The 20,574-nt window shown below is 68.1% G+C and carries 18 protein-coding genes and 1 tRNA gene; 7 read left to right on the plus strand and 12 right to left on the minus strand.

The genetic code is table 11. The features are described 5' to 3' along the window. Genes AWC24_RS01185 through AWC24_RS01195 form a run of 3 tightly spaced genes read left to right on the plus strand, consistent with a single transcriptional unit; the run spans position 1 to position 3,654 of the window. A complete protein-coding gene (locus tag AWC24_RS01185) occupies positions 1–1,260 on the plus strand; it encodes an amidohydrolase family protein (RefSeq protein ID WP_085081684.1) in 1,260 nt (419 codons plus the stop codon). A gap of 13 nt (positions 1,261–1,273) precedes the next feature. Continuing rightward, complete coding sequence (locus AWC24_RS01190; protein WP_085081685.1) at positions 1,274–2,917, plus strand: NAD-dependent malic enzyme; 1,644 nt, start codon at positions 1,274–1,276, stop codon at positions 2,915–2,917. A 26-nt stretch (positions 2,918–2,943) separates the two neighbouring features. Next, positions 2,944–3,654 (plus strand): VldE C-terminal domain-containing protein, encoded by a 711-nt coding sequence (locus AWC24_RS01195; RefSeq protein WP_085081686.1) that lies wholly within the window; start codon positions 2,944–2,946, stop codon positions 3,652–3,654. Between the two features lie 53 nt (positions 3,655–3,707). Here the strand turns inward: AWC24_RS01195 and AWC24_RS01200 are convergent, their stop codons facing one another. Further along, positions 3,708–6,074: an AAA family ATPase gene (locus AWC24_RS01200; protein ID WP_234807210.1), complete on the minus strand. Its 2,367-nt coding sequence runs from the start codon at positions 6,072–6,074 to the stop codon at positions 3,708–3,710. A gap of 94 nt (positions 6,075–6,168) precedes the next feature. Here AWC24_RS01200 and AWC24_RS01205 point away from each other — a divergent pair, with 94 nt between their 5' ends. Beyond that, positions 6,169–6,669 carry a TspO/MBR family protein gene (locus tag AWC24_RS01205; protein WP_085081688.1) on the plus strand — a complete coding sequence of 167 codons (501 nt, stop codon included), beginning with the start codon at positions 6,169–6,171 and terminating at the stop codon, positions 6,667–6,669. Position 6,670: 1 nt separating this feature from the next. Here AWC24_RS01205 and AWC24_RS01210 read toward each other — a convergent pair whose 3' ends face one another. The 4 genes from AWC24_RS01210 to AWC24_RS01230 all read right to left on the minus strand — a co-directional run bounded on the left by AWC24_RS01210 (position 6,671) and on the right by AWC24_RS01230 (position 11,540). Next, on the minus strand, positions 6,671–7,666 hold the full coding sequence (locus AWC24_RS01210; protein WP_109560274.1) for an oxygenase MpaB family protein: 996 nt from the start codon (positions 7,664–7,666) through the stop codon (positions 6,671–6,673). Positions 7,667–7,864: 198 nt separating this feature from the next. Then, a complete protein-coding gene (locus AWC24_RS01215) occupies positions 7,865–8,530 on the minus strand; it encodes a chymotrypsin family serine protease (protein WP_085081690.1) in 666 nt (221 codons plus the stop codon). A 20-nt stretch (positions 8,531–8,550) separates the two neighbouring features. After that, positions 8,551–10,806: a PGRS repeat-containing protein gene (locus AWC24_RS23235; RefSeq protein ID WP_163705290.1), complete on the minus strand. Its 2,256-nt coding sequence runs from the start codon at positions 10,804–10,806 to the stop codon at positions 8,551–8,553. Between the two features lie 113 nt (positions 10,807–10,919). Further along, positions 10,920–11,540 carry a GIY-YIG nuclease family protein gene (locus AWC24_RS01230; protein ID WP_133055676.1) on the minus strand — a complete coding sequence of 207 codons (621 nt, stop codon included), beginning with the start codon at positions 11,538–11,540 and terminating at the stop codon, positions 10,920–10,922. 168 nt (positions 11,541–11,708) lie between these two features. Here AWC24_RS01230 and AWC24_RS01235 point away from each other — a divergent pair, with 168 nt between their 5' ends. Then, positions 11,709–12,389 carry a DUF8548 family protein gene (locus AWC24_RS01235; RefSeq protein WP_085081692.1) on the plus strand — a complete coding sequence of 227 codons (681 nt, stop codon included), beginning with the start codon at positions 11,709–11,711 and terminating at the stop codon, positions 12,387–12,389. 248 nt (positions 12,390–12,637) lie between these two features. Here the strand turns inward: AWC24_RS01235 and AWC24_RS22035 are convergent, their stop codons facing one another. After that, a complete protein-coding gene (locus tag AWC24_RS22035; RefSeq protein WP_133055677.1) occupies positions 12,638–13,435 on the minus strand; it encodes a hypothetical protein in 798 nt (265 codons plus the stop codon). Positions 13,436–13,878: 443 nt separating this feature from the next. Between AWC24_RS22035 and AWC24_RS01240 the strand changes: the two genes are divergently transcribed. Further along, entirely contained in the window at positions 13,879–14,118 is a 240-nt protein-coding gene (locus tag AWC24_RS01240) for a hypothetical protein (protein WP_133055678.1), read from the plus strand. Between the two features lie 88 nt (positions 14,119–14,206). On the opposite strand, the gene AWC24_RS01245 is transcribed toward AWC24_RS01240, so the two are convergent. Then, positions 14,207–14,280: transfer RNA gene (locus AWC24_RS01245), tRNA-Pro, on the minus strand. Positions 14,281–14,441: 161 nt separating this feature from the next. Between AWC24_RS01245 and AWC24_RS01250 the strand changes: the two genes are divergently transcribed. After that, positions 14,442–16,127, plus strand: a complete 1,686-nt coding sequence (locus AWC24_RS01250; RefSeq protein ID WP_085081694.1) for a patatin-like phospholipase family protein — start codon at positions 14,442–14,444, stop codon at positions 16,125–16,127. A 5-nt stretch (positions 16,128–16,132) separates the two neighbouring features. Here AWC24_RS01250 and AWC24_RS01255 read toward each other — a convergent pair whose 3' ends face one another. From AWC24_RS01255 to scpB, 5 genes are read right to left on the minus strand one after another with little or no spacing between them, the layout of a single operon-like run. Beyond that, entirely contained in the window at positions 16,133–16,900 is a 768-nt protein-coding gene (locus AWC24_RS01255; protein WP_085081695.1) for a sulfite exporter TauE/SafE family protein, read from the minus strand. A 37-nt stretch (positions 16,901–16,937) separates the two neighbouring features. Beyond that, positions 16,938–18,356 (minus strand): ribosome biogenesis GTPase Der, encoded by a 1,419-nt coding sequence (gene der, locus AWC24_RS01260; protein ID WP_085081696.1) that lies wholly within the window; start codon positions 18,354–18,356, stop codon positions 16,938–16,940. Then, entirely contained in the window at positions 18,353–19,030 is a 678-nt protein-coding gene (cmk, locus tag AWC24_RS01265; protein WP_085081712.1) for a (d)CMP kinase, read from the minus strand. Before cmk ends, der begins: the two co-directional genes overlap by 4 nt. 11 nt (positions 19,031–19,041) lie before the next feature. Continuing rightward, positions 19,042–19,797 carry a pseudouridine synthase gene (locus tag AWC24_RS01270; RefSeq protein ID WP_085081697.1) on the minus strand — a complete coding sequence of 252 codons (756 nt, stop codon included), beginning with the start codon at positions 19,795–19,797 and terminating at the stop codon, positions 19,042–19,044. Beyond that, the gene (gene scpB, locus AWC24_RS01275; RefSeq protein WP_234807212.1) at positions 19,797–20,567 is read right to left on the minus strand and encodes an SMC-Scp complex subunit ScpB; all 771 of its coding nucleotides are present in this window, start codon (positions 20,565–20,567) and stop codon (positions 19,797–19,799) included. The genes AWC24_RS01270 and scpB overlap by 1 nt, the downstream gene beginning before the upstream one ends. Between the last annotated feature and the right edge of the window lie 7 nt (positions 20,568–20,574).

The raw sequence follows: 20,574 nt of genomic DNA on the forward strand, positions 1-20,574 counted from the left end.
GTGCAGATCCATCGCGGCAACATCGTGTTCACCCCGACGCCGCGCGACTTCGTCACCCTCGCCGACGGTTACGCCATCGTCGACGACGACGGTGTCATCGCCGAGTGCGTTGCCGAACTGCCGGACCGGTACGCCGGTGTGCCGGTCACCGACCACGGCGACCGGCTGTTGCTGCCGGGTTTCACCGATGCGCATGTGCACGCCTGCCAACTGCCGATCACCGGGTTGCAGGGCAGCACCGAGCTGATCGACTGGCTGCACACGCTGACCTTCCCCCAGGAGGCCGCGTTGCGCGACGCGGGCTACGCAGACGCCGTCTACGGTGAGTTCGTCGAATGCCTGCTGCGCAACGGCATCACCAGTTCCATCGTGATGGGCACCATCCACGCCGACAGCACCGGCATTCTCGTCGACAAGCTCATCGCCGCGGGACTGCGATCGTGTGTGGCCAAGGTGTCCCGGGACCGCAATGCACCGGCTGACTCCCGCGTGGACACCGCGCAGGAGATCGCCGACTCCCGGCGTTTCATCGAGCAGACGCTGCCCAGATCGCCACTGATCACTCCGGCCATCGGCCCCAGTGTGGCTATGGTCTGCTCGCGCGAGCTGATGGCCGGGCTGGCGCAGCAGGCCGGCGAGTTCGGCATCCCGTGTCACATGCATCTGGCGGAGAACCCCACCGAGATCGAGATGACCTTGCAGATGTACCCGGACAGCGCCGACTTCGTCGACATCTATCAGCGCGCAGGCCTGATGGGCACCGCGGACACCGTGGTGGCCCATGCGATTCATCTCAACGATCGCGAGAAGCGGGTGCTCCGTGACACCGGCATCCTCGTCGCGCACTGCCCCCACTCGAATCTGAACCTGCTCAGCGGGGTGATGCCGCTGGCCGAATACCACGACATGGGTATCCGCGTCGGTCTGGGCAGCGACATCTCGGCCGGACACGCGCTCAACATGTTCCAAAACATCGTCGGGGCAATCCAGTCCGGCGCCGTGAGCTATCTCGCTGAGCGTACGACGCGGCCGGTGCGGGCCGCCGAGGCGTTCTATTGCGCGACCAAGGGCGGTGGCGGTTTCTTCGGCAAGACCGGCAGTTTCGAACCGGGTTACGCGTTCGACGCACTCATCGTCGATGACTCGAGGTGGACGCGGTTCAAACGCATGACGCTGACGCAGCGGGTCGAGAAGCTCATCTACTGCGGCGATGACCGCAACATCGAACGCGTCTACGTCTACGGTCGGCAGGTGAGATGAGGGAGGTGACGCGGTGAGACCGCAACAGCGCCGGGGCCAGGATCTGCTCTTCGACGCCCTGACCACCAAGGGGACCGCATTCAGCCACGAGGAACGCCGGGAGCACGGCCTGCTGGGCCTGCTGCCCGTCGCGGTGAAGACCATTGCCGAACAGGCTGCCCACACCTACACCGAGTTCTCCACCCGCCGTGACGATCTGGACAAGCACATCTATCTGCGGGCGCTGCAGGACCGCAATGAGACGTTGTTCTATCGACTGCTCAGTGAACACCTCGAGGAGATGCTGCCGATCGTCTACACCCCGACGGTCGGCGAGGCCTGTCGACAGTTCAGCGAGATCTACCGGCGACCGCGCGGGTTGTTCGTGTCGTATCCGGATCGGCAACAGCTACGGGAGGTGTTGCGCAACCGGCGAGAGCAGCAGATCGACGTCATCGTCGTCACCGACGGGCAGCGCATTCTCGGCCTGGGCGACCAGGGCATCGGCGGCATGGGCATCCCGATCGGCAAGCTCTCGCTGTACACCCTGATCGGCGGCATCGCGCCCGCCCGCACGTTGCCGATCATCCTCGATGTCGGCACCGACAACGTCGAATTGCTCGACGATCCGCAGTATCTCGGCTGGCGTCATCGCCGCATCAGTGATGAGGAGTACTACGCGTTCGTCGATGACTTCGTCACGGTGGTGCGCGAGGAACTGCCCGATGTGCTGCTGCAGTGGGAGGATTTCGCCACCGCGCATGCACTTCCGCTGTTGGAGCGCTACCGCGACCGGTTGTTGACGTTCAACGACGACATCCAGGGCACCGCCGCGGTGGCCCTCGGCGCGCTACACGGCGCCGTCCGGGCTGCCGGCCGGCCGCTGTCGCGGCAGCAGGTGGTGATGTTGGGCGCCGGTTCGGCGGGCATCGGCGTGCTGGAGATGATCCGCCAGGAGATGGTGTCGGAGGGACTGACCGATGCGCAAGCCGCCGAACGGATCTGGGCTATCGACGTCGAGGGGCTGCTGACCGACGATCGCACCGATCTGTCCGACAGCCAGCGCCGGTTCGCGCAGCCCGCTTCCCGCCTGGCGGGTTGGGATGGGCGGGGCCTGGCCGATGTGGTGCGCCACGTGGATGTGGGGATACTGCTGGGGTTGTCGACGGCGGCCGGGGCCTTCACCGAGGACATCGTCCGCACGCTGGCGGCCAAGACCGACCACCCGATCATCTTCCCGCTGTCCAATCCGACCAGCCGCGCCGAGGCGCACCCCGCTGAGCTCGACGCGTGGACCGACGGGCGAGCGCTGATCGCGACCGGTTCGCCGTTCGCCCCGGTGCGCCGCGGCGAGCGCACCCGCCACATCGCCCAATGCAACAACGTCTACATCTTCCCGGCGATCGGACTGGCGGTGACCGCTGCCCGAGCGACCCGCGTCACCGACGCCATGATGCGGGCGGCGGCCACCGCCCTCGGCGACGCCTCCCCGGCGTTGTCCGATCCCGACCAGCCGCTGTTGCCGTCCTTCGCGGATCTGCCGGAGATCACCACCCGCATCGCCACGGCGGTGGCGATCCGGGCGGTGCGCGACGGGGTCGCGCCGGAGGCCTCCGACGACGAGCTCGCAGCCGCCGTCCGGCGGGCCCGCTGGACCCCGGAGTATGCGACGCGATAGCCGGGCCGGGCCACCGGTCCGGCAATATGCGAGGTCAGTTCACTAAAGTGCTCGGGGTGGACAGAGGGACGTTCGCCCGGCGATGCGGTCGCGGCCTCGCCATCGTGGCGTCGCTGGCGGTCTCCGCCGCCCTCATCCAGGCCCAAGGCGCCCAGGACACGGCGCCGAAACCCACCGAGACCGCCGACGCGGCCCCGCCGCCCGCACCGCCGCCACCCGCCGGCAAGATCCGCCTCGCCGACCCCGCCGAAGCCGCCGCGCTGGCCGCCAACGTGCCGATGCCGACCGAGGGCCAGCAGTTCACCTTTCCGCTGCCCGCCGGGGTGGCCCCCGAGAACGGGCTGCAGGTCAAGACCATCTGGGCGGCCCGCACCATCGGCGTGCTGTTCCAGGAGATCAAGACCATCTACGGCTACCGGCAGGACCCGTTGCGATGGCATCCCGACGGGCTGGCCATCGACGTGATGATCCCGGACTATCACAGCGACGCCGGCATCCTGCTCGGCGATCAGGTCGCCGGCTACGCCCTGGCCAACGCCAAACGCTGGGGTGTCAACCATGTGATCTGGCGGCAGAAGATCTACCCGGGCGTCGGCGGCGGGAACTGGACGTCGGATTACGGCAACGAGACCGCCAACCACTATGACCACGTGCACATCGCCACCAACGGCGGCGGCTACCCGACCGGGCAGGAGATGTACTTCATCACCTCGATGACGCCGGCGCCGCCGGATTGAGTGCCGGGGCGTTCACGGGCATCGGCCCGGCCGGTCGGGTGGTGTGCCACCGGTCACCGGCGCGCGATCCAGCCGAGGAACTCCGCCACGGTGAATACCGGTTTGTCGTACTCCTGGGCTTTGCGGGCCTTGCCGGACTGGCTGCCCGCTTCGGCGATCACCAGCACCTCGCACCGCGTCTTGGTCACCGAACGCACCGGCGCCAGCCCGGCCGAGGCGGCCAGCCGCTCCATCTCGTCGCGATCCACCATCCGGCCCTGCCCGTCCACCGCGGTTCCGGTGAAGCAGACGCGGGCGCCGGGAACCAGGACCGTGTCGATGTCGTCGGCGGTCACGGGCGCCTGAGCCAACTCAGCGCCCAGTTCACCGGCACCCAACACCCCCAACGCGGCCCGGAGCCGCGCCAGCACCTCGCCGGGTAGCCGGGTGCGGGCCGCCGCCAGCAGTAGTTGGTCGGCGGCGGCTTGGCGGGCCGCGTGCTCCCAACTCGTCGCACCGGCGAGCAGGATCTCATCGGCCGGGGCGGTGCCCAGCAGCACGGCGCCGATGCCGCGGCTGATCCGCAGCAACGCCGACAGGGCCGGCAGGTGTTCTGCCGTCGGTGTTGTGACGTCAGGGTCGCGGCTGAGCAGGATTCCCGCCAGCGCGTCGGTCTCGTCGGGCTCGTCGAACGGCGACGAGCCGGCATCCAGGGCGCCGGCATCCAGCTTTCCCAGCGCCGATCTGGCCCGCTGCAGCGCTGTCTGGCCGGTGACGGCAGCGCCGCGCAGTTCGGTCCCCAGCGGCATGGGAACGACCTGCCCCAGTCGTTTGAGTTCGAAGTCGATCAGCCCCAGCATCTCGTCGATATTCGCCCCCACCGGTGTGCATCCGGCCAGCATCGGTGCGATCACTGCCCACGCCTCCCGCAGCGTGGGCGCCAGCAGCACATCTGCCACTCCGATCCGGTACGCCTGCCGGGCGTCGGCCAGGTCACGCTGGGGGTTGATCAGCGTCGACACCGCGGTGCCGTCATCGAACGCCACCGCCAACTCCACCGGGCGCGGCCGGGACATCCGGCCCTCGTCGCCCACGGTGAGCAGACCGATCGCGCAGAAGCGGCGAGACCGCTCGGGGTCGGCCGAGGCACGCAGAAACCGGGCGATCCGGCGGTCCACCTTGAGATCCTTCGGCAGCACCGGGCGTTTGAGCACCAGGCCCGCCAACGACGTGCATCGGCTCAGGGCCACGTAGAGCTGGCCGGTGGAGAACATACCCCCGGACAGGTCCACCACCAGCCGGTCCAGCGTCTGGCCCTGGCTCTTGTGAATCGTGATCGCCCACGCCAACTTGAACGGCAACTGGGTGTAGGTGCCGACAACCTCCCGGCGCAAGGTTCCGCCGTCGACCACCGGGCGGGTGGCCTCCCAGGTGAACGGGGCGACCTCGGCGATCTCACCGTCGGGGAACTCGACCTCGACGACTGCGCCGTGACGGTCGTAATCCACCCCCACCACACGTCCGATCGAGCCGTTCACCCAGCGCTCGGCCTGGTCGTTGTTCAGCATCATCACCTGGGCGCCGACCTTGAACCGCAACTCCTCGTCGATCGGCTTGTCGAATAACGACAGGTCACCGGATTCGGTGGCCCGGTGCACCATTTCTTCGCCGGGCAACCGTTGCAGGTGCTGGCGGTTGCGGGCGGTTACCAGCCTGTTGGTCGGCGCGAGTGTCAACCAGAACTCGTCGTCGGGAGGCACGAAGTCGGCGTCCACCCGGGCGTCCAGGTGGTGCCGGGCATGACCGAGCAACACGCCTTCGCGAATCTCGTTGAGGATCGCGGTCATCCGGTCATCGCCGAGCTGGCGAAACACCGTCGACAGCGAGATGCCCGGGAAGTCCTGGCGGCTGAAGGCGTTGGCCGAGAAGAAGTACGGGGTGTCATAGGTTGTCGAGAAGTAGTGCTGCTCGCCCTCGGTGACCACGGGCGGCAGCTGATAGAGGTCGCCGACCAACACGACCTGCACCCCGCCGAATGGGGTTCCGGGCTCTGGGCCGAACCGCTGCAACGCGCCTGCAACCATGTCGAACACGTCGGCACGAACCATCGACGCCTCGTCGATGATCAGGGTCTGCAGCTTGCCGAGCGTCTTGCTGAAGCGTCCTGGCCGATAAGCCCCGCCGGTGACATCGGAGAGCGTCGTTGTCGGGCGGAATCCGAACAGGCGGTGGATGGTGTGCCCGTCGACGTTGAGCGCCGCGATGCCGGTCGGAGCGACCACGACGACGTTGCGGTCGGTCCCGGCCATGAAATGGCGGATGAGCGTCGACTTTCCGGTGCCGGCCTTACCGGTCAGGAACAGGTTTCGGCCTGAATCCAACAGCGCCAACGCTTGCCGGAACTCGTCGGTCAGCAGCACCGTGTTGCCCGCTGCAACCACGGTTGCACCTTACCTGTGACGCGTCATCCTCCCAGGATTGCGCTGCTCCCCCAACCGCACCAGCATTCGGCCGCCGCCCTTTAGGGTGAAACCCATGCAGGTAACCTCGCCGAAAGCGCATCAACCCGGTTCGCTGCACCTCGCCGCGCTGCTGGTCTCGCTTTTCGCCGTCATCATCGTCGCCGCACTCGGAGGGCTGGCGTCCGCCGATGCCGCAGCCGATTACGGCAAGCTCGCCCAGCCCGGCTGGGCGCCACCGAGCTACCTGTTCGGGCCGGTGTGGAGTGGCCTCTACCTGCTGATGGCGGTCGCGGCCTGGCTGGTCTGGCGTACCGATCCCCGGTGGCGTAACCCGGCAGTCATCGCCTACAGCGTCCAGTTGGCGCTGAATCTGGCGTGGTCACCGCTGTTCTTCGGACTGGGCTGGCGCGGTCCGGCCCTCGTCGACATCGTGGTGCTGGACGTCGTCGTGGTGGTCACCATCATCGCGTTCTGGAAGCGTCATCGCGCCGCGGCGCTGCTGATGCTGCCGTATCTCGGCTGGATTTTGTTCGCGACCGCACTGAACTATTCGGTGTGGTCGCTGAACAGCTGACTCAGTCGACCTTCGGGCAGTAGAAGTGCGGGCTGTCGCGGTATTCGACCGGCGGCAGGTTACGCGCCGGGGTCTGCACCAGCGGGGCGTCGACCGGAAGGCGGCCCGAGGCACGGTCCAACGCCGACCGCTTGCGCGGATGCATCAGTGCGCGCTTCGGCCCGTACTTGGAGACCAACGTGATCGCCTTGCACAGATACCCGTGCACCCGCTCCTGTCGCGCCGACCAGGTGTAGCCCATGAGTTCGCGCACCGGCGGGTCGTAGAGGGCCACCGTCATGAACGTCAGGAAGCGCTGCATCACCTTGAGGTTGAGCGCCCACAACCAGTCCGGAATCCACTGCAGTGACGGGTGTTTGGGCATGGTCGACAGATCCATGACCTCGCGGGCGGCCCAGGTGTTCTCCAGCACGTTGTGGCACATGTGGTCCCAGTACTCACAGAACTCCTCCCAGGTCTTGGGCACCGGACGCATGCTCATGCCGTACATGCGGTACCAGGCGACGTGTTCGTCGAAGAGTTGTCGTTTGTCGTCCTCGCTGAGTCCGCCGGCGAACTTCTCGGCGGCCAGCAGGGTCGACTTGAAGAACGTGGCGTGCGCCCAGTAGAAGACGTCCGGGTTCAGCGCGTTGTACCGGCGGCCCTGCTCGTCGACGCCCTTGATTCCGATGTGGTAGTCGCGGACCTCGGCGCCGGTCTGCGGGGCGCGGTAGCCGTCGAACACCACGCCGCCGATCGGGTAGATCGACCGCATCAGCCGCGGGATGCGCTCCATGAAGAAGATCGAGTGATCCTTCACCGCCGCACCCAGTTGCGGGTGCATGTTCTGCATCGAGCCCGCCCAGGTCCCCTGGAAGAGGCCGGTCCACTGACCGAAGTACTTCCAGGTCAGCGAGTCGGGGCCGAGCGGAACCGGTGGCGCGTCGTAGCCGCCGGTGCTCACCGGACAACCCGGGGCCATCGCCGCATCGTCGGCCGCCGGACAGGTTTCCGACATGTCTTGAGTCACGAGCGCGCACTCCCCGTCAGTGTTGGACGACTTTGGACAACATGCGTTGTCAGTATCGACAGCTTAGGACGGGTAAGCGACCGCGGTCAACGGTCGGTCCGGCACTGTTGGCCATCAGGGTGCGCTCGGTGCCCGGCCACCAGCGCATTCCCGTTTGCCGCCCGCGACCAGAACCGCACCATCCCGTCAGCTCCCGATCGGGACGAATCCGCTGCCGGGTCCGTCGCCGGCGTTGACGTCGGCCAGGATTGCGCTGAATTTCGTCAAGTACGTGATCGGCAATGAGGGGGTCGACCTGCCGCCCCAGGTGATGCCGCCACCGACGACCATTCCGACCAAAAGACCGTCCATCGTTACCGGGGCTCCCACATCACCTCCGTCAAACCACCCGTACATCTGCATGCGCCGCCAGCCATCGTGCCTGATGCCATAACAGCTGCCAGGATTGGCGGGTCCCCACTTGCACACCCGCGAGTCGGACACCGGGTCGGGGCCGAGGCCGTTGATCGCAACGCCGGCGTAGTCCGACACCGGAATCAGGTCGGGCGCATCGAACTTGATCACCGCGTAGTCGAGGTCGGCGTTGGCGGCCACCACGGTGCCCACGGTGGTGTCGGTTCCCGCAACTGCGACGGCAGCCCCCGGCCCGCCGCACTGCGCTGCGGTGAAGCCTACGACGTCGCCGGCCCGGTCGCGTCCGATCGTGGTCAAGGTGCAGAAGCTGTTGTCGTTGACGACGATGACCGCCCCACCGCCCATGATCACCATCGCAGCCGCCGGAGGCGCGGCCGGCAATCCCGCAGCGAAAAGCAGTGCGAGGGCGAGGGTTAGCCGCCAGCGCGCGAGTTGCACGGCGCCCCTCACCCGGTCGGTCAGCCGGCGGGGTTCAGGGTGGCGTCGCCATCGGTTCCAGGTGTTCCTGGCGTTCCGTCGGCGCCGCCGTTGCCACCCGTTGCACCGGGCTCGCGCGAGTTTCCTCCACCGTTACCGCCGTTGCCTCCGGCACCGTTGCCGTTGGGACCGACTTGCCCACCATCACCGCCGTTGCCACCGACACCGCCGGCGCTACCCAAGTCGCCGGAGCCGCCGTTTCCGCCGTTCCCGCCGACTCCGCCGGTACCGCCATCGGCGTCGCCGCCGGTGCCGCCGGTCCCGCCGGTGCCACGAGGCGCGTCATCGGAGCCGGTAGTCAGGCCATTGCCACCGTTTCCGCCGGTTCCGCCATCACCACCTTGACCGCCAGTGCCAGCACCGCCGCCACCGCCGCCGCCACCGCCGGCACCCCCGAAGCCACTACTGCTCGCTCCCTCACCGCCGCTCCCCCCGGCACCGCCGACTCCGCCGTCGCTGGCGCCGCCATTGCCCCCGACGCCACCGGTGCCGCCTTGGCCGCTCGCGTTCAGACCGACACCGCCGCCGGCACCGCCGGCACCCCCGTGGCTGGCAGCAGCACCGTCGACACCATCACCGCCGTTGCCACCGTTACCGCCAACGCCACCGTTACGGCCACCGCCCAGCATGCCGCCGATACCGCCGTCGCCTCCCTTGCCACCGGCACCGGCGATGCTGCCCTCACCCTCGGCGACACCGCCATCACCGCCGTGACCACCGGCCCCGCCGTCCCGACCACCGCTCAGCGGGCTGGTTATGCCACCGGTCCCACCTGTCCCGCCGCTGCCGGCGACGCTGTTTGCACCGCTAACTGCGCCGCCATTGCCACCATTGCCGCCAACGCCGCCGTCCTGGCCGCCGCCCACCAGGCTGCTGATGCCGCCGTCACCGCCGTTGCCGCCGTTACCACCGCTGCTGTGGTCTCCGCTGGCTGCACCGCCGTCTCCGCCGTTGCCGCCTACGCCGCCGTTGCGGCCATCGGAAGTGGTACTGCTCGTGCCGCCGTTGCCGCCGTTACCTCCGTTGCCGGCCGTGCTGCCGTCACCGGTGGCGTCACCGCCGTTGCCGCCCGCGCCGCCGATACCGCCGTCGCCGCCGCTCCCCAGGGCGCTGCCGTAGCCGCCGGTACCACCATCGCCGCCGTTGCCCGCGGTGCTGCCGTCCCCGATGGCGTCACCGCCGTTGCCGCCGGCACCGCCGGGACCTCCCGCGCGACCGCCACCCAGTATGGTGCCGAAGTTGCCCGCGCCGCCGGTGCCGCCATCACCGGCGACACTTCCTGCCCCGTTGACGGCCCCGCCGTTTCCACCGTTACCGCTGCCATAGCCGCCGTCACCGCCCGCGCCACCGGTCCCGTTGGCGCCGACCGATGTTCCGCCGTGACCGCCGTTCCCGCCGCCCACACCGCCGTTACCGCCGGCACCACCGGTTCCACCGTCGCCGACCGAGTTGCCACCGTTGCCGCCGTTGCCGCCGACGCCTGCGCTGCCGAAATAGTCACCGCTGCTGCCGGCGTCACCGCCGTTGCCACCGACTCCTGCGTGCAGCCCGTCCAAGCCGGAGCCGCCGTCACCGCCGTTGCCACCGTTGCCGAACAAGCCAGCCGCACCGCCGGCACCGCCGTCGGCTCCGGCGCCGCCAACACCGCCGTCACCGCCGTTGCCCAGCCAACCGCCGTCACCGCCAGCGCCACCGGCCACACCGTCTTCGGTGCTGCTCCAGCCGGTGCCGCCGTCACCGAAGATCCAGCCGCCACTGCCACCGTCGACATCGGTCTCGGTGCCATCGACACCGTTGCAGACCAGGCCGCAAGCGCCACCGAACGCAAACAACGGGTTGATGAAGTCGTTGACCTGCGACCCGAACGGACTGTCGATCCAGTCCTGCATCGCAGCATGCAGCGGCAGATAGAAATCGGTCTGGAACCAGTCGGCGAAATCAGTGTCGACAGCCATGCCAGGCAGGCCATCTGCGACGGCCGCGGCCGCCAGGTCATCCCCATTGAACAGTGCCGCGAAGTCGAGCGTCGACGCCGACTCCGAACCGTCCCAGAAACCGGGGTCGAACAGTGTGCCCCACGCCGCCGGATCCAACAGGTCGGCGAAGAAGTCCTCGAAGTCGGCGTGAGCGGACGGCGCCAACCCGAACGCCGCCAGCGCCCCGACCGACGCTCCCGCAGCTGCCAGTCTCCGCAGCGGCGACGCCGAACTTCCCTTAAGCCAACCTGAGATCGTCACGTCAGGTGTCTACCACGGACGGTGGGGCACCGCCATTTGAGAGCACCTATGCCAGTCGGCCGGCGTCGGCCGAGAACTGCCGGGAGTTCTGCGATCGTCGCGCCGCCACCGCGTCACTGTCGGCGCCTGGCCCGCGCCGCGTCGACGCAGCGCTTGCGTGCGGCACGGATCAGCGGGGCGTCGGGGTTCGGCCAATGCGTCAGGTTCAGTGGCGGTCCAGCCAGTTCGATGAGTTCGCGCTCAAGCGGTTTGGGATCAGCCTCGGGGTAGACGCCTATATCAAGATGACGCTGCATCCAGGCGCTGAGCCGTTCTTCTCCGCCAGCGTCGAAGCGGTAGTTGCGATAGTTGGTGTCGCTGTTGCCCGCGCTTCTGGGTTCGGGTTGCAGCTGGAGGTCGTCGATCAGCAACGCACCCAGTGATCGACGCAGCGTGGAGAAACCGCTACGTCCCGCTCGGAAGTGCGTGTCGAACTCTCGCTGGGCGAGGTTCGACGACAGCCCGATGTAAAGGCAGCCGCCGGCCGCACAGTGCACTCCCGGCAAGACGCCATCACAGAGGAAGAAGGCGTAAACACCGGATGCTGCTGGGGCATCGAGAAGCTCCCAGCTGGACCGGTGATCCGACAACTGCGCCAGCACCTGTGCTGAATCCATGTACGGAAACCTAGCCAAGATCCCGCAGGAACCGCACCGCGCCGCAGTGGCTGTCGCATTACGCTGGTCGATCGTCAAGCTCCCTCGCCGCATACACGGGCGTGCCTGGAGATGTCGTGCTGAGCCGCCTGCGGGAGCCGACTTCAGCTTGGCTGGCGATCACGCAGGATTCGACCCGACGCGGCGCTAAACCGAGGGTGGAGTGCCCTTTCCTGAGCACTTGATCCCCGTGCGAAGCTGGCGCCCATGACCCACACCGCCGAGCAATTGCAGGCCCTGATCACCAGCTGCGAGCAGTTCCGCGGCGCCAAGGCGCCGGCGGGCTACCGCGATAGCCTCGCCCTCTGCATCGTCGACAGTGTGCAGTCCACCGGCGTCACGTACTCCAGCGTGGAACGGGTCGTCGACCGGTACCGGGCCTACCGCCGCCGTGGCCGGAGCGGCGACCCGAACAGCGACGGCGTGCCTGAGCTACTCGCCACGTTCGAGGAACTTGGCGGTCCTGACGGCTGGGCATCGCAGATCGGCAACCGGAACCGGACCTCCACCCGCAACGGTGTGTTGAAGGCCGAGGCGATCCGGGACGCGGCCCAGACGCTCGCAGCCGAGGGCATCAAAACGACTGCTGCCCTTCGTGACGCGGCCGGCGACGAGGACCGTCTCGCACGAGTGGGGGCGGCATGGCGGGCCGTGACCGGTCAAATCTCCGGCATCACCTGGCACTACGCGCAGATGCTCGCCGGGATCCAGGGCGTGAAACCCGACCGGATGATCTGCCGGTTCGTGGCGGATTCGCTGCGGCTTCCGCGGAAGGATGTCGCAACGGAGTTCGCCGGCGTGATCGTCACGGCCGCGGCCACCGAGATGGGTATGTTGCCGACCGATCTCGACCATGCGATCTGGCAGTGGCAGCGGGTGCGGAAGTAGGTGCATGGGCCTCGACTCGCGCGCGGTCCCGAGGTTTGTCGTAACGCTGCGCAACGCTGTTGTCACGTGGTCATCAACCGTTGGCTGTCCGTGAATCATCAAGTGTGCGCCGAATGTTGATATGGCAGGTGCGCGTCGTCGGCGGTGATCTCGCCTTTCCCCGGTCACCCAAGACTCATTCACCCGTGATGGCCGGCTGGACGCAGACGTAGGACGGACCCGGCCAGTTGGACCGAACACGTCCTGACCTAGATGCGCGCCGGAGGCGGGGACGGCTGGCTGGGTGGTGGTGGATCGGTGACGCGTTCGACGTTTCCGTCAGGATCGATCTGCCATCGACGCCCGCGTTGGTCCGTGTACCGCAACGTGACCAATACCGCCTCGGCCCAGGGATTCAGCCTGGATTTGATGTAGAGCTTGTCATCAGAAGCGATGGAGCATTTCCGTGGATCATCCTCGGCTTCGGGATCATGGAGGTCTGCCTTCGTCCATAGCTGCTCGACAGCCGCCGGATTCGGCGCATCACCGTCTGCTGGTGGTGCCGCAACGACCCTCAGATCGAGGTCGCAGATTCGATCCACTCGATGGTTTCGGACCGTGACAGAGACTTCTCCGCCAGTAGGCGGTGGCTCACCGTAGTCGAGGTGTAGATCACCCGTGTTCGACAGATCGGTAAGTCGCACCAGCCCCGCTTCGCGAAGCAGGTCGGCTTCGAGCTGCGATCTCTCGGCCTGGCGATCCGCTTCAAGCTGCGCCCGGTCGGCCCGGCGATCCATTTCAACCTGCGCCCTGTCCGCTCGGCGATCCGCTTCAAGCTGCGCCCTGTCCGCTCGGCGATCCGCAACCGCCTTCTTGCGGTCATTCGTCGCTATCCATAGGGCTGTCCCGGCTGCGAGCACCGAAACCGCAGCACCGAGCCACTGCCCCGCCCCGGTGTACCAATCGACATCGAGGTCAAAACGGAATGCCGCGGTGGTTCCGAGGGTGAGTATCACCGTCGCAGTGACCACTGCAGCGCTGAACCAGACCCACGGGTTTCGACCCATGGCCCGAGAATAGGGCCACCGCGCACAGGTGTCGGTTGAACCGCCTCAGCGCCTCAGCGCGGCAGTCGCCGACGGCGCGGCGTCGTCGGCGACGGTGAACACCCTCGTCGGTAGCCGCGACGGGCGAGAAATCGGCGCCCCTCGATGTGATTGCGATCACGTATCGAGCCGGTTACCGTGCCGCTCACAGACTTAAGTCCCCAACCGTAGTGACTGGGAACACACTTGGGGTTCACGCAGCCGGTGCCCGAATATGTTGCGACACATGAAAGAACCGATGCTCGACTCCCGGTAGACGCAGCGATCCTTGGCCTGTACGTCTTCTGAGTCCTGGCGCTTGAGGTCGTGTTCCACCTGGGCTGAGCGGCCGTTACCGGCAGCAGGCCGCACAACACAATTCAGGGTGCTTCGCTGGTCAGGCCGGCCCCGAGAAAGATGAGCGAATGCAGGAGAGCTGGAGACCTGTCGAGGTGATCCTGGCCGAGGATCTTTCCCACGAGCGGGTCGTCGAGGAGATCAACGCCCAGATCCGCATCAATGCGGCCGAGGCCGGTGACTTCGTCGCGCGCGTTCGTGTCGGTTTCGGGCAGCCGCATTCACCGGGGCTGTTGCGCTGGGATTCGGCCTATCTTGCGGGCCCGCCGGGTTCGTTCCCCGCCGGCAGACCCGAGCGGGTCCAGTGAGCGTTGCGGCGTCGTGCCGAGTGGCGCTAGCCTTCCGAGGCCGGATTTGGCGGTCGCCGTAAAAACGCGCTGACCTGCTAAAACTCTGTCGGGCTGACAGGATTTGAACCTGCGACCACTTGACCCCCAGTCAAGTGCGCTACCAAACTGCGCCACAGCCCGCCACCGCCGAACAACCCTGGCAGCAGGTCGAAAGCCTACCGCAAGCGATCGGGCGCGCCGAACCCGCGTGAGGGCACCGGCCGCCCGGATCGAGACGCGTAGGCTCGCCACGCGAGCGTGACTCCCCCTCCGCAACGCCCCAACCCCAGGAACCGCAACTGATGCAGATCCCCTTCGTCGAAGCAATGCTCGGCATGGTCGATCGCCGCCCTGACCCGATGCACATCCCCGGAACCACCGAGGACACCGTCACCGACGACGTCGTCGATACCGTCGACCCCGGTGACGCCGTCCTGCTGCTGCAGAAGATGGAGAACCGGCTGGTCCGTCACTCGCTGCGCCATCCCGATGTGCTCTCCGCCGAGCAGCTGCGCCGGCTGCGGTATCTGCTCAACTTCGCCCGGCTGGGCGACTTCGAGCCGGGGGCCGCGGGCCCGGGCGGCACCCGCGGGCGCGGTGATGTCTCCGTCGGCGCGGAGCTGACCCCGTGGCGGGGCAAGGTGACCGATGCCCTCTACGGCCCGCTGCGTGAGGAACGCGACCCGGTGATCGCGCTGACCGCCGCGCGCGACGCGCTCGGTGGGCTGGCCGCCGATCAGGACGAGCAGCGCCGGCAGTTGATCGAGCGGCACGGTGATGACTTCTCCGCGTGCGAACTCGACGCCGAGGTCGGTCACAAGAAGCTGGTCACCGTGCTCGGCGGTGGCGGCGGGGCCGGGTTCGTCTATATCGGCGGCATGAATGCGCTGCTGGAGGCCGGACCGGTGCCCGACTATCTGATCGGCTCGTCGTTCGGTTCGATCCTGGGATCGGTGGTCGGCCGGACGCTGCCGGTGCCCATCGAGGAGTACGTCGCGTGGGCCAAGACGGTGTCGTTCCGCGCCATCCTGGGACCGGAACGGCTGCGCCGCCGTCACGGTCTGACCGGCGTGTTCTCGTTGAATTTCAACCAGTTCGCCGACGCCATGTTCCGGCGCGAGGACGGCGAGCCGATGCGGATGTCGGATCTGGCCATCCCGTTCGACGCGGTGGTCGCGGGCGTGCGCCGGCAGCCCTTTGCCGCACTGCCGGCGCGCTACCGCAATCAGCGGCTCGCCGCGCTGCAGCTGCGCTCGTTCCCGTATCTGCCGATCGGACTCGGCCCGCAGGTGGCGACCCGGCTCTGGCAGACCGCGGCCTTCATCGATCCGCGGGTGGTCAAACCGCTGGTCATCGGCGGCGACGACCCGGACCGCGATGTCAACGTGGTCGACGCGGCGTCGTTCTCCTCGGCGATCCCGGGGGTGCTGCACCACGAGACCAAGGACCCGCGGATGGTGCCGATATTCGATGCGCTGCTCGCCGACAACGATGTGGGCGCCCTGGTGGACGGCGGCGCGGCCAGCAACGTTCCCGTCGAGCTGGCCTGGAAGCGGGTCCGCGACGGCCGGCTGGGCACCCGCAACGCCTGCTATCTGGCCTTCGACTGCTTCCATCCGCAGTGGGATCCGCGGCACCTGTGGCTGGTGCCGATCACCCAGGCGATCCAGCTGCAGATGGTGCGCAACGCCCCCTACGCCGACCACCTGGTCCGGTTCTCCCCGACGCTGTCACCGGTCAACCTGGCCCCGTCGGCGGCCACCATCGAGCGGGCCTGCCAATGGGGACGTAAGAGCGTCCAGCGCGCGATCCCGGTGGTCTCGGCGCTGTTGGAACCGGTGTGGTGGGAAGGCGAGAAGCCGGCGGTGGTCGAGTCCGAACCTGCCCAACCGGTGCAGCAGAATGCCGCGCCGATGAGCACGGTGATGTCGGCGTTGCGCCGGCCGCGGAATCGCTGGGAGCGGTGGCGCAACCGCGACGCGATCTGACGCGTTCAGACCGTCAGCAGCCGGTAGAGCCCGATCAGGCCGACCACCAGGATCGCCGCCCGCAGGGTATTCGGTGACAGCCGGCGGCCGTAATGCCCGCCCAAGTAGCCGCCTACCATGGAACCGACCGCGATCAATCCCACTGCAACCCAACTGATCCTGTCGAATGCGGTCAGAATGTAAGCCAACGCTGCGACCACATTGACCAACGTCGTCAGCAATACCTTGGCCGCATTCATCCGCTGCATCGACTCAGGCAGCAGCACCCCCATCACGCCGATCAGCAGGATCCCCTGCGCTGCAGAGAAATAACCCCCGTAGACGGCGACCGCGAAAGTTCCGATGGTAAGTACTGTCATCCGGGCGCGACTCAGGTGCTCAAGCGAGCGACCGGCCCCTTCCGCCCGGCGTTGGGCGATCGCCTGAACCCGCGGCCCGACCACGACCAGCGTCAAGGCGATGACCAACAGCACGGGCACCACCCGGTTGAAGACGCTTTCGGGCAGGTGCAGCAGCAGATAGGCGCCCAAGATGGCGCCGGCCACCGATCCCGGGATCTGCCAGCGCAGCTGATCCCACTGCCCGCGCAGCTCACGACGGTACGCCCAGGTACCCGATATCCCGCCGGCAACCAGGCCGATCGAGTTGGAGATGGTCGCGGTCAACGGCGGGAAACCCAGCGTCACCAGTGTCGGGAAGGTGATCAGCGTGCCGGAGCCGACCAGCGAGTTGATCGCCCCGGCGCCCACCCCGGCCAAGACGATCAACACCATCTGTGAAACCGGCACCGGTTCCCCCTTCTCCGTGACCTCAGCGAGTGCGCTTGGCGCCCCGCTTCTCTCGCACCCGCACATTGATCCGGATCGGGCTGCCCTCGAACCCGAACGTCTCGCGCAGCCGGCGTTCCAGGAATCGGCGGTAGCCGGCCTCCAGGAACCCTGAGGTGAACAACACGAACGTCGGCGGACGCGCCGTGGCCTGGGTGGCGAACAGAATCCGCGGCGCACGGCCGCCCCGCGCCGGCGGCGGTGTCGCCGCGACGACCTCTTTGAGCCAGGAATTGAGCTGGCCGGTGGAGATTCGGGTGTCCCACGATGCCAGCGAGGTCTCCAGCGCGGGCACCAACTTCTGCACGGCGCGACCGGTTTTGGCCGAGATGTTCACCCGTGGCGCCCAGGCCAGCCGGGCCATGTCCCGGTCGATCTCCTTGTCCAGCAGGTAGCGCCGATCCTCATCGACCAGATCCCACTTGTTGTAGGCCAGCACCACCGCGCGGCCCGCCTCGACCACCATCGAGATCACCCGTTGGTCCTGCTCGGTCAGCGGCTGCGACGAATCGACCAGCACGATCACCACTTCGGCGGCATCGATGGCGCCGTGGGTGCGCACCGAGGCGTAGAACTCGTGCCCGCTGGCTTGCCCGACCTTGCGGCGCAGCCCGGCGGTGTCGACGAAACGCCAGATCTTGCCGTCCATCTCGATCAGCGAGTCGACGGGGTCGACGGTGGTGCCGGCGACGTCGTGCACCACGGAACGCTCATCGCCGGCGAGCCGGTTGAGCAGCGAGCTCTTGCCGACGTTGGGTTTGCCGACCAAGGCGACCCGTCTCGGGCCGCCGCTGCCCGCCGACATCTCGGCCACCTCGGGCAGCTTGGCGACCACCTCGTCGAGCAGATCGGCCACCCCGCGGCCATGCAGCGCGCTGACCGTGAACGGCTCGCCCAGTCCCAACGACCACAGTGCCGCCGCGTCGGCCTCGGCGCGATCACTGTCAACCTTGTTGGCGGCCAAGAACACCGGTTTACCGGAGCGGCGCAGGATCTTGGCGGCCGCCTCATCGCCGGCGGTGGCGCCGACCACCGTGTCCACTACCAGGATCACGGCGTCGGCGGTGCGCATCGCCACCGCCGCCTGCTCGGCCACCAGCTGCTGCAGCCCCTTGGCGTCGGGTTCCCAGCCGCCGGTGTCCTGCACCACGAAACGGCGACCGGTCCAGAGTGCGTCGTAGGAGACCCGGTCGCGGGTCACGCCGGGCAGGTCCTGCACGACGGCTTCGCGCCGGCCCAGGATGCGGTTGACCAGCGTCGACTTGCCGACGTTGGGCCGGCCGACCACGGCCACCACGGGCGGCGGCCCGGAGTCCTCGACGTTCTCGTCGAAGCCACCGTCTTCGCCGATCTCCCAGTCGGTCTCGTCGAACCAGGTGCCGTCGGATTCGGAGGTAGTCATCGGATCGCCCCGCAGCGTTGCTCGACCAGGTCTCGCAGGTGGTCGATCACCTGCGCCTGGGTCATCTGACCGGTGTCCACGATCACCGCGTCGTCGGCGGGCCGCAGCGGCGATACCGACCGGGTGGAATCCAGTTCGTCGCGCCGGCGCACGTCGGCCAGCACACCGGGGTAATCGTCACGCAGGCCGGCCGCGATGTTCTGGTCGTTGCGGCGCTGGGCGCGGGTCTCGGCCGAGGCGGTCAGGAAGATCTTCACGTCGGCGTCGGGGAGCACCACGGTGCCCACGTCGCGGCCTTCCACCACCACGCCGCCGCCGGCAGCGGCCAACTGCTGCTGTAGGGCCACCAGACGGGTCCGCACCGCGGGGACAGCCGCCACTGCCGACACCGCCCCGGTCACCGCATCACCGCGGATCTCGCGCGAAACATCTTCTCCACCAAGGTAAGCGCGGTCGCCGTCAGATCGCGAATCCACCGAGACCTCGACGTTCTGGGCGACCGCGGCGATGCCGTCGGCGTCATCGAGGGCGACGCCTGCGCGCAGCGCCGCCAGCGTGACGACGCGGTACATGGCGCCGGTGTCGATGTAGCGCGATCCCAGTGCCTTCGCCAATCCGCGTGCAACCGTGGACTTTCCAGTGCCTGCGGGCCCGTCGATGGCCACGACGGCCATGCTGCCCGCGCTCACAGTCCGACCGCCGTATACAGTTCGCCGATCTCCTTGCGGGTCAGCACCCGAATGGTCCCGGGCCGCTGCTCCCCCAGCGCAACCGCGCCGATGTCGGTGCGCACCAACTCCTGAACCGGAAATCCGACCGCCGCCAACATCCGCCGCACGATGCGCTTGCGGCCCTCGTGCAGGGTCACCCGCACCAAGGACTTGCCGGGTACGGCGTCGACCACGGCGAAGTCGTCGACCTTCGCCGGCCCGTCGTCGAGTTCCACGCCCTCGCGCAGCTTCTTGCCCAGTCCGCGCGGCACAGACCCGAGCACGGTGGCGACATAGGTTTTGGGGACACGGAAGGAGGGGTGCATCAGCCGGTGCGCCAACTCGCCGTCGTTGGTCAGCAGCATCAGTCCCTCGGTGTCGGCGTCGAGCCGTCCGACGTGAAAGAGCTTGGCGTCACCGCGGACCCGGTGCTCGACGTAGTCGCCGATGCACGGCCTGCCGCGGTCATCCGACATCGTCGAGTGCACACCGCGCGGCTTGTTCAGCGCCAGATAAACTCGGGTGTCGTCGACGGTCACCCGCGCCCCGTCGACGCGGATCACCGACGCGGCCGGGTCCACCCGGGTGCCCAGTTCGGTCACCACCTGCCCGTCGACCTCGACTCGGCCGTCGCGAATCATCTTCTCCGCGACCCGGCGCGAGGCGACCCCGGCCTGCGACAGCACTTTCTGCAGGCGCACGCCCTCTTGTTCTTCGTTCGGCCACGCCATCAGAGGTGGTCCACATCGAACGTGAGCGGCTGGTCGGCCGCCGGGGAACCGCCGAGTTTCATGAAACGCGGTTCGCTGTCCAGGGATTCGCTCAGGTCGTCGATCACGTCGACGTCGGGCAGCAGCGGCGCGATGTCGGGCAGGTCGGCCAGCGACGACAGGCCCAGCCGCTCCAGGAACAGCTCGGTGGTGGCGAACGTCACCGCGCCGGTGTCGGCGTCCGCGCCGGCTTCGGTGATCAGGCCGCGCGCCAGCAGCGTGCGCATCACCGCGTCGACGTTGACGCCGCGCACCGCACTGACCCGGGCGCGCGTCACCGGCTGACGGTAGGCCACCACGGCCAGTGTCTCCAGGGCGGCGCGGGTCAGTTTGGAGCGCGCGCCGTCGAGCAGGAGGCGCTCCACATAGGGGGCGAACCGGGCGCGGGTGTAGAACCGCCACCCGCCGCCGGCCTCGCGCAGGTCCATGCCGCTGTCGCGGTCGGCCAGTTCATCGGCCATCGCCCGCAGTTTGGCCGTGATCCGGTAGACCGGCTGGTCGGTGGCGGCCGCCAGCGACTCCACGCTCGCCGGGGTGTCGACCACCAGCAACAGCGCCTCGAGCACCGCTCCCAACTCGGAGTCCTCGAGTTCGGGGGCCAGGGCGACGTCGATACCCAGATCGGAGCCCGGCCCGCCTGACGGCTCCTGCTGCTCGGTTTCGGTGTCGTCCACCGTCTCGGCAGCCGCGGCGTCGCCGGACACCTCGGATTCGGGCATGTGGTCGGTCATCAACTCG

The sequence above is a fragment of the Mycolicibacter senuensis genome (genome assembly GCF_002101885.1).
Lineage (GTDB): Bacteria > Actinomycetota > Actinomycetes > Mycobacteriales > Mycobacteriaceae > Mycobacterium > Mycobacterium senuense.

Coding starts and splice junctions, on each gene's coding strand:
- AWC24_RS01195 (WP_085081686.1), top strand. CDS start 2,944: ATGCGAGGTCAGTTCACTAAAGTGCTCGGGGTGGACAGAGGGACGTTC.
- AWC24_RS01205 (WP_085081688.1), top strand. CDS start 6,169: ATGCAGGTAACCTCGCCGAAAGCGCATCAACCCGGTTCGCTGCACCTC.
- AWC24_RS01210 (WP_109560274.1), bottom strand. CDS start 7,666: ATGTCGGAAACCTGTCCGGCGGCCGACGATGCGGCGATGGCCCCGGGT.
- AWC24_RS01235 (WP_085081692.1), top strand. CDS start 11,709: ATGACCCACACCGCCGAGCAATTGCAGGCCCTGATCACCAGCTGCGAG.
- AWC24_RS22035 (WP_133055677.1), bottom strand. CDS start 13,435: ATGGGTCGAAACCCGTGGGTCTGGTTCAGCGCTGCAGTGGTCACTGCG.
- AWC24_RS01240 (WP_133055678.1), top strand. CDS start 13,879: ATGCAGGAGAGCTGGAGACCTGTCGAGGTGATCCTGGCCGAGGATCTT.
- AWC24_RS01250 (WP_085081694.1), top strand. CDS start 14,442: ATGCAGATCCCCTTCGTCGAAGCAATGCTCGGCATGGTCGATCGCCGC.
- AWC24_RS01255 (WP_085081695.1), bottom strand. CDS start 16,900: ATGGTGTTGATCGTCTTGGCCGGGGTGGGCGCCGGGGCGATCAACTCG.
- der (WP_085081696.1), bottom strand. CDS start 18,356: ATGACTACCTCCGAATCCGACGGCACCTGGTTCGACGAGACCGACTGG.
- cmk (WP_085081712.1), bottom strand. CDS start 19,030: ATGGCCGTCGTGGCCATCGACGGGCCCGCAGGCACTGGAAAGTCCACG.
- AWC24_RS01270 (WP_085081697.1), bottom strand. CDS start 19,797: ATGGCGTGGCCGAACGAAGAACAAGAGGGCGTGCGCCTGCAGAAAGTG.
- scpB (WP_234807212.1), bottom strand. CDS start 20,567: ATGACCGACCACATGCCCGAATCCGAGGTGTCCGGCGACGCCGCGGCT.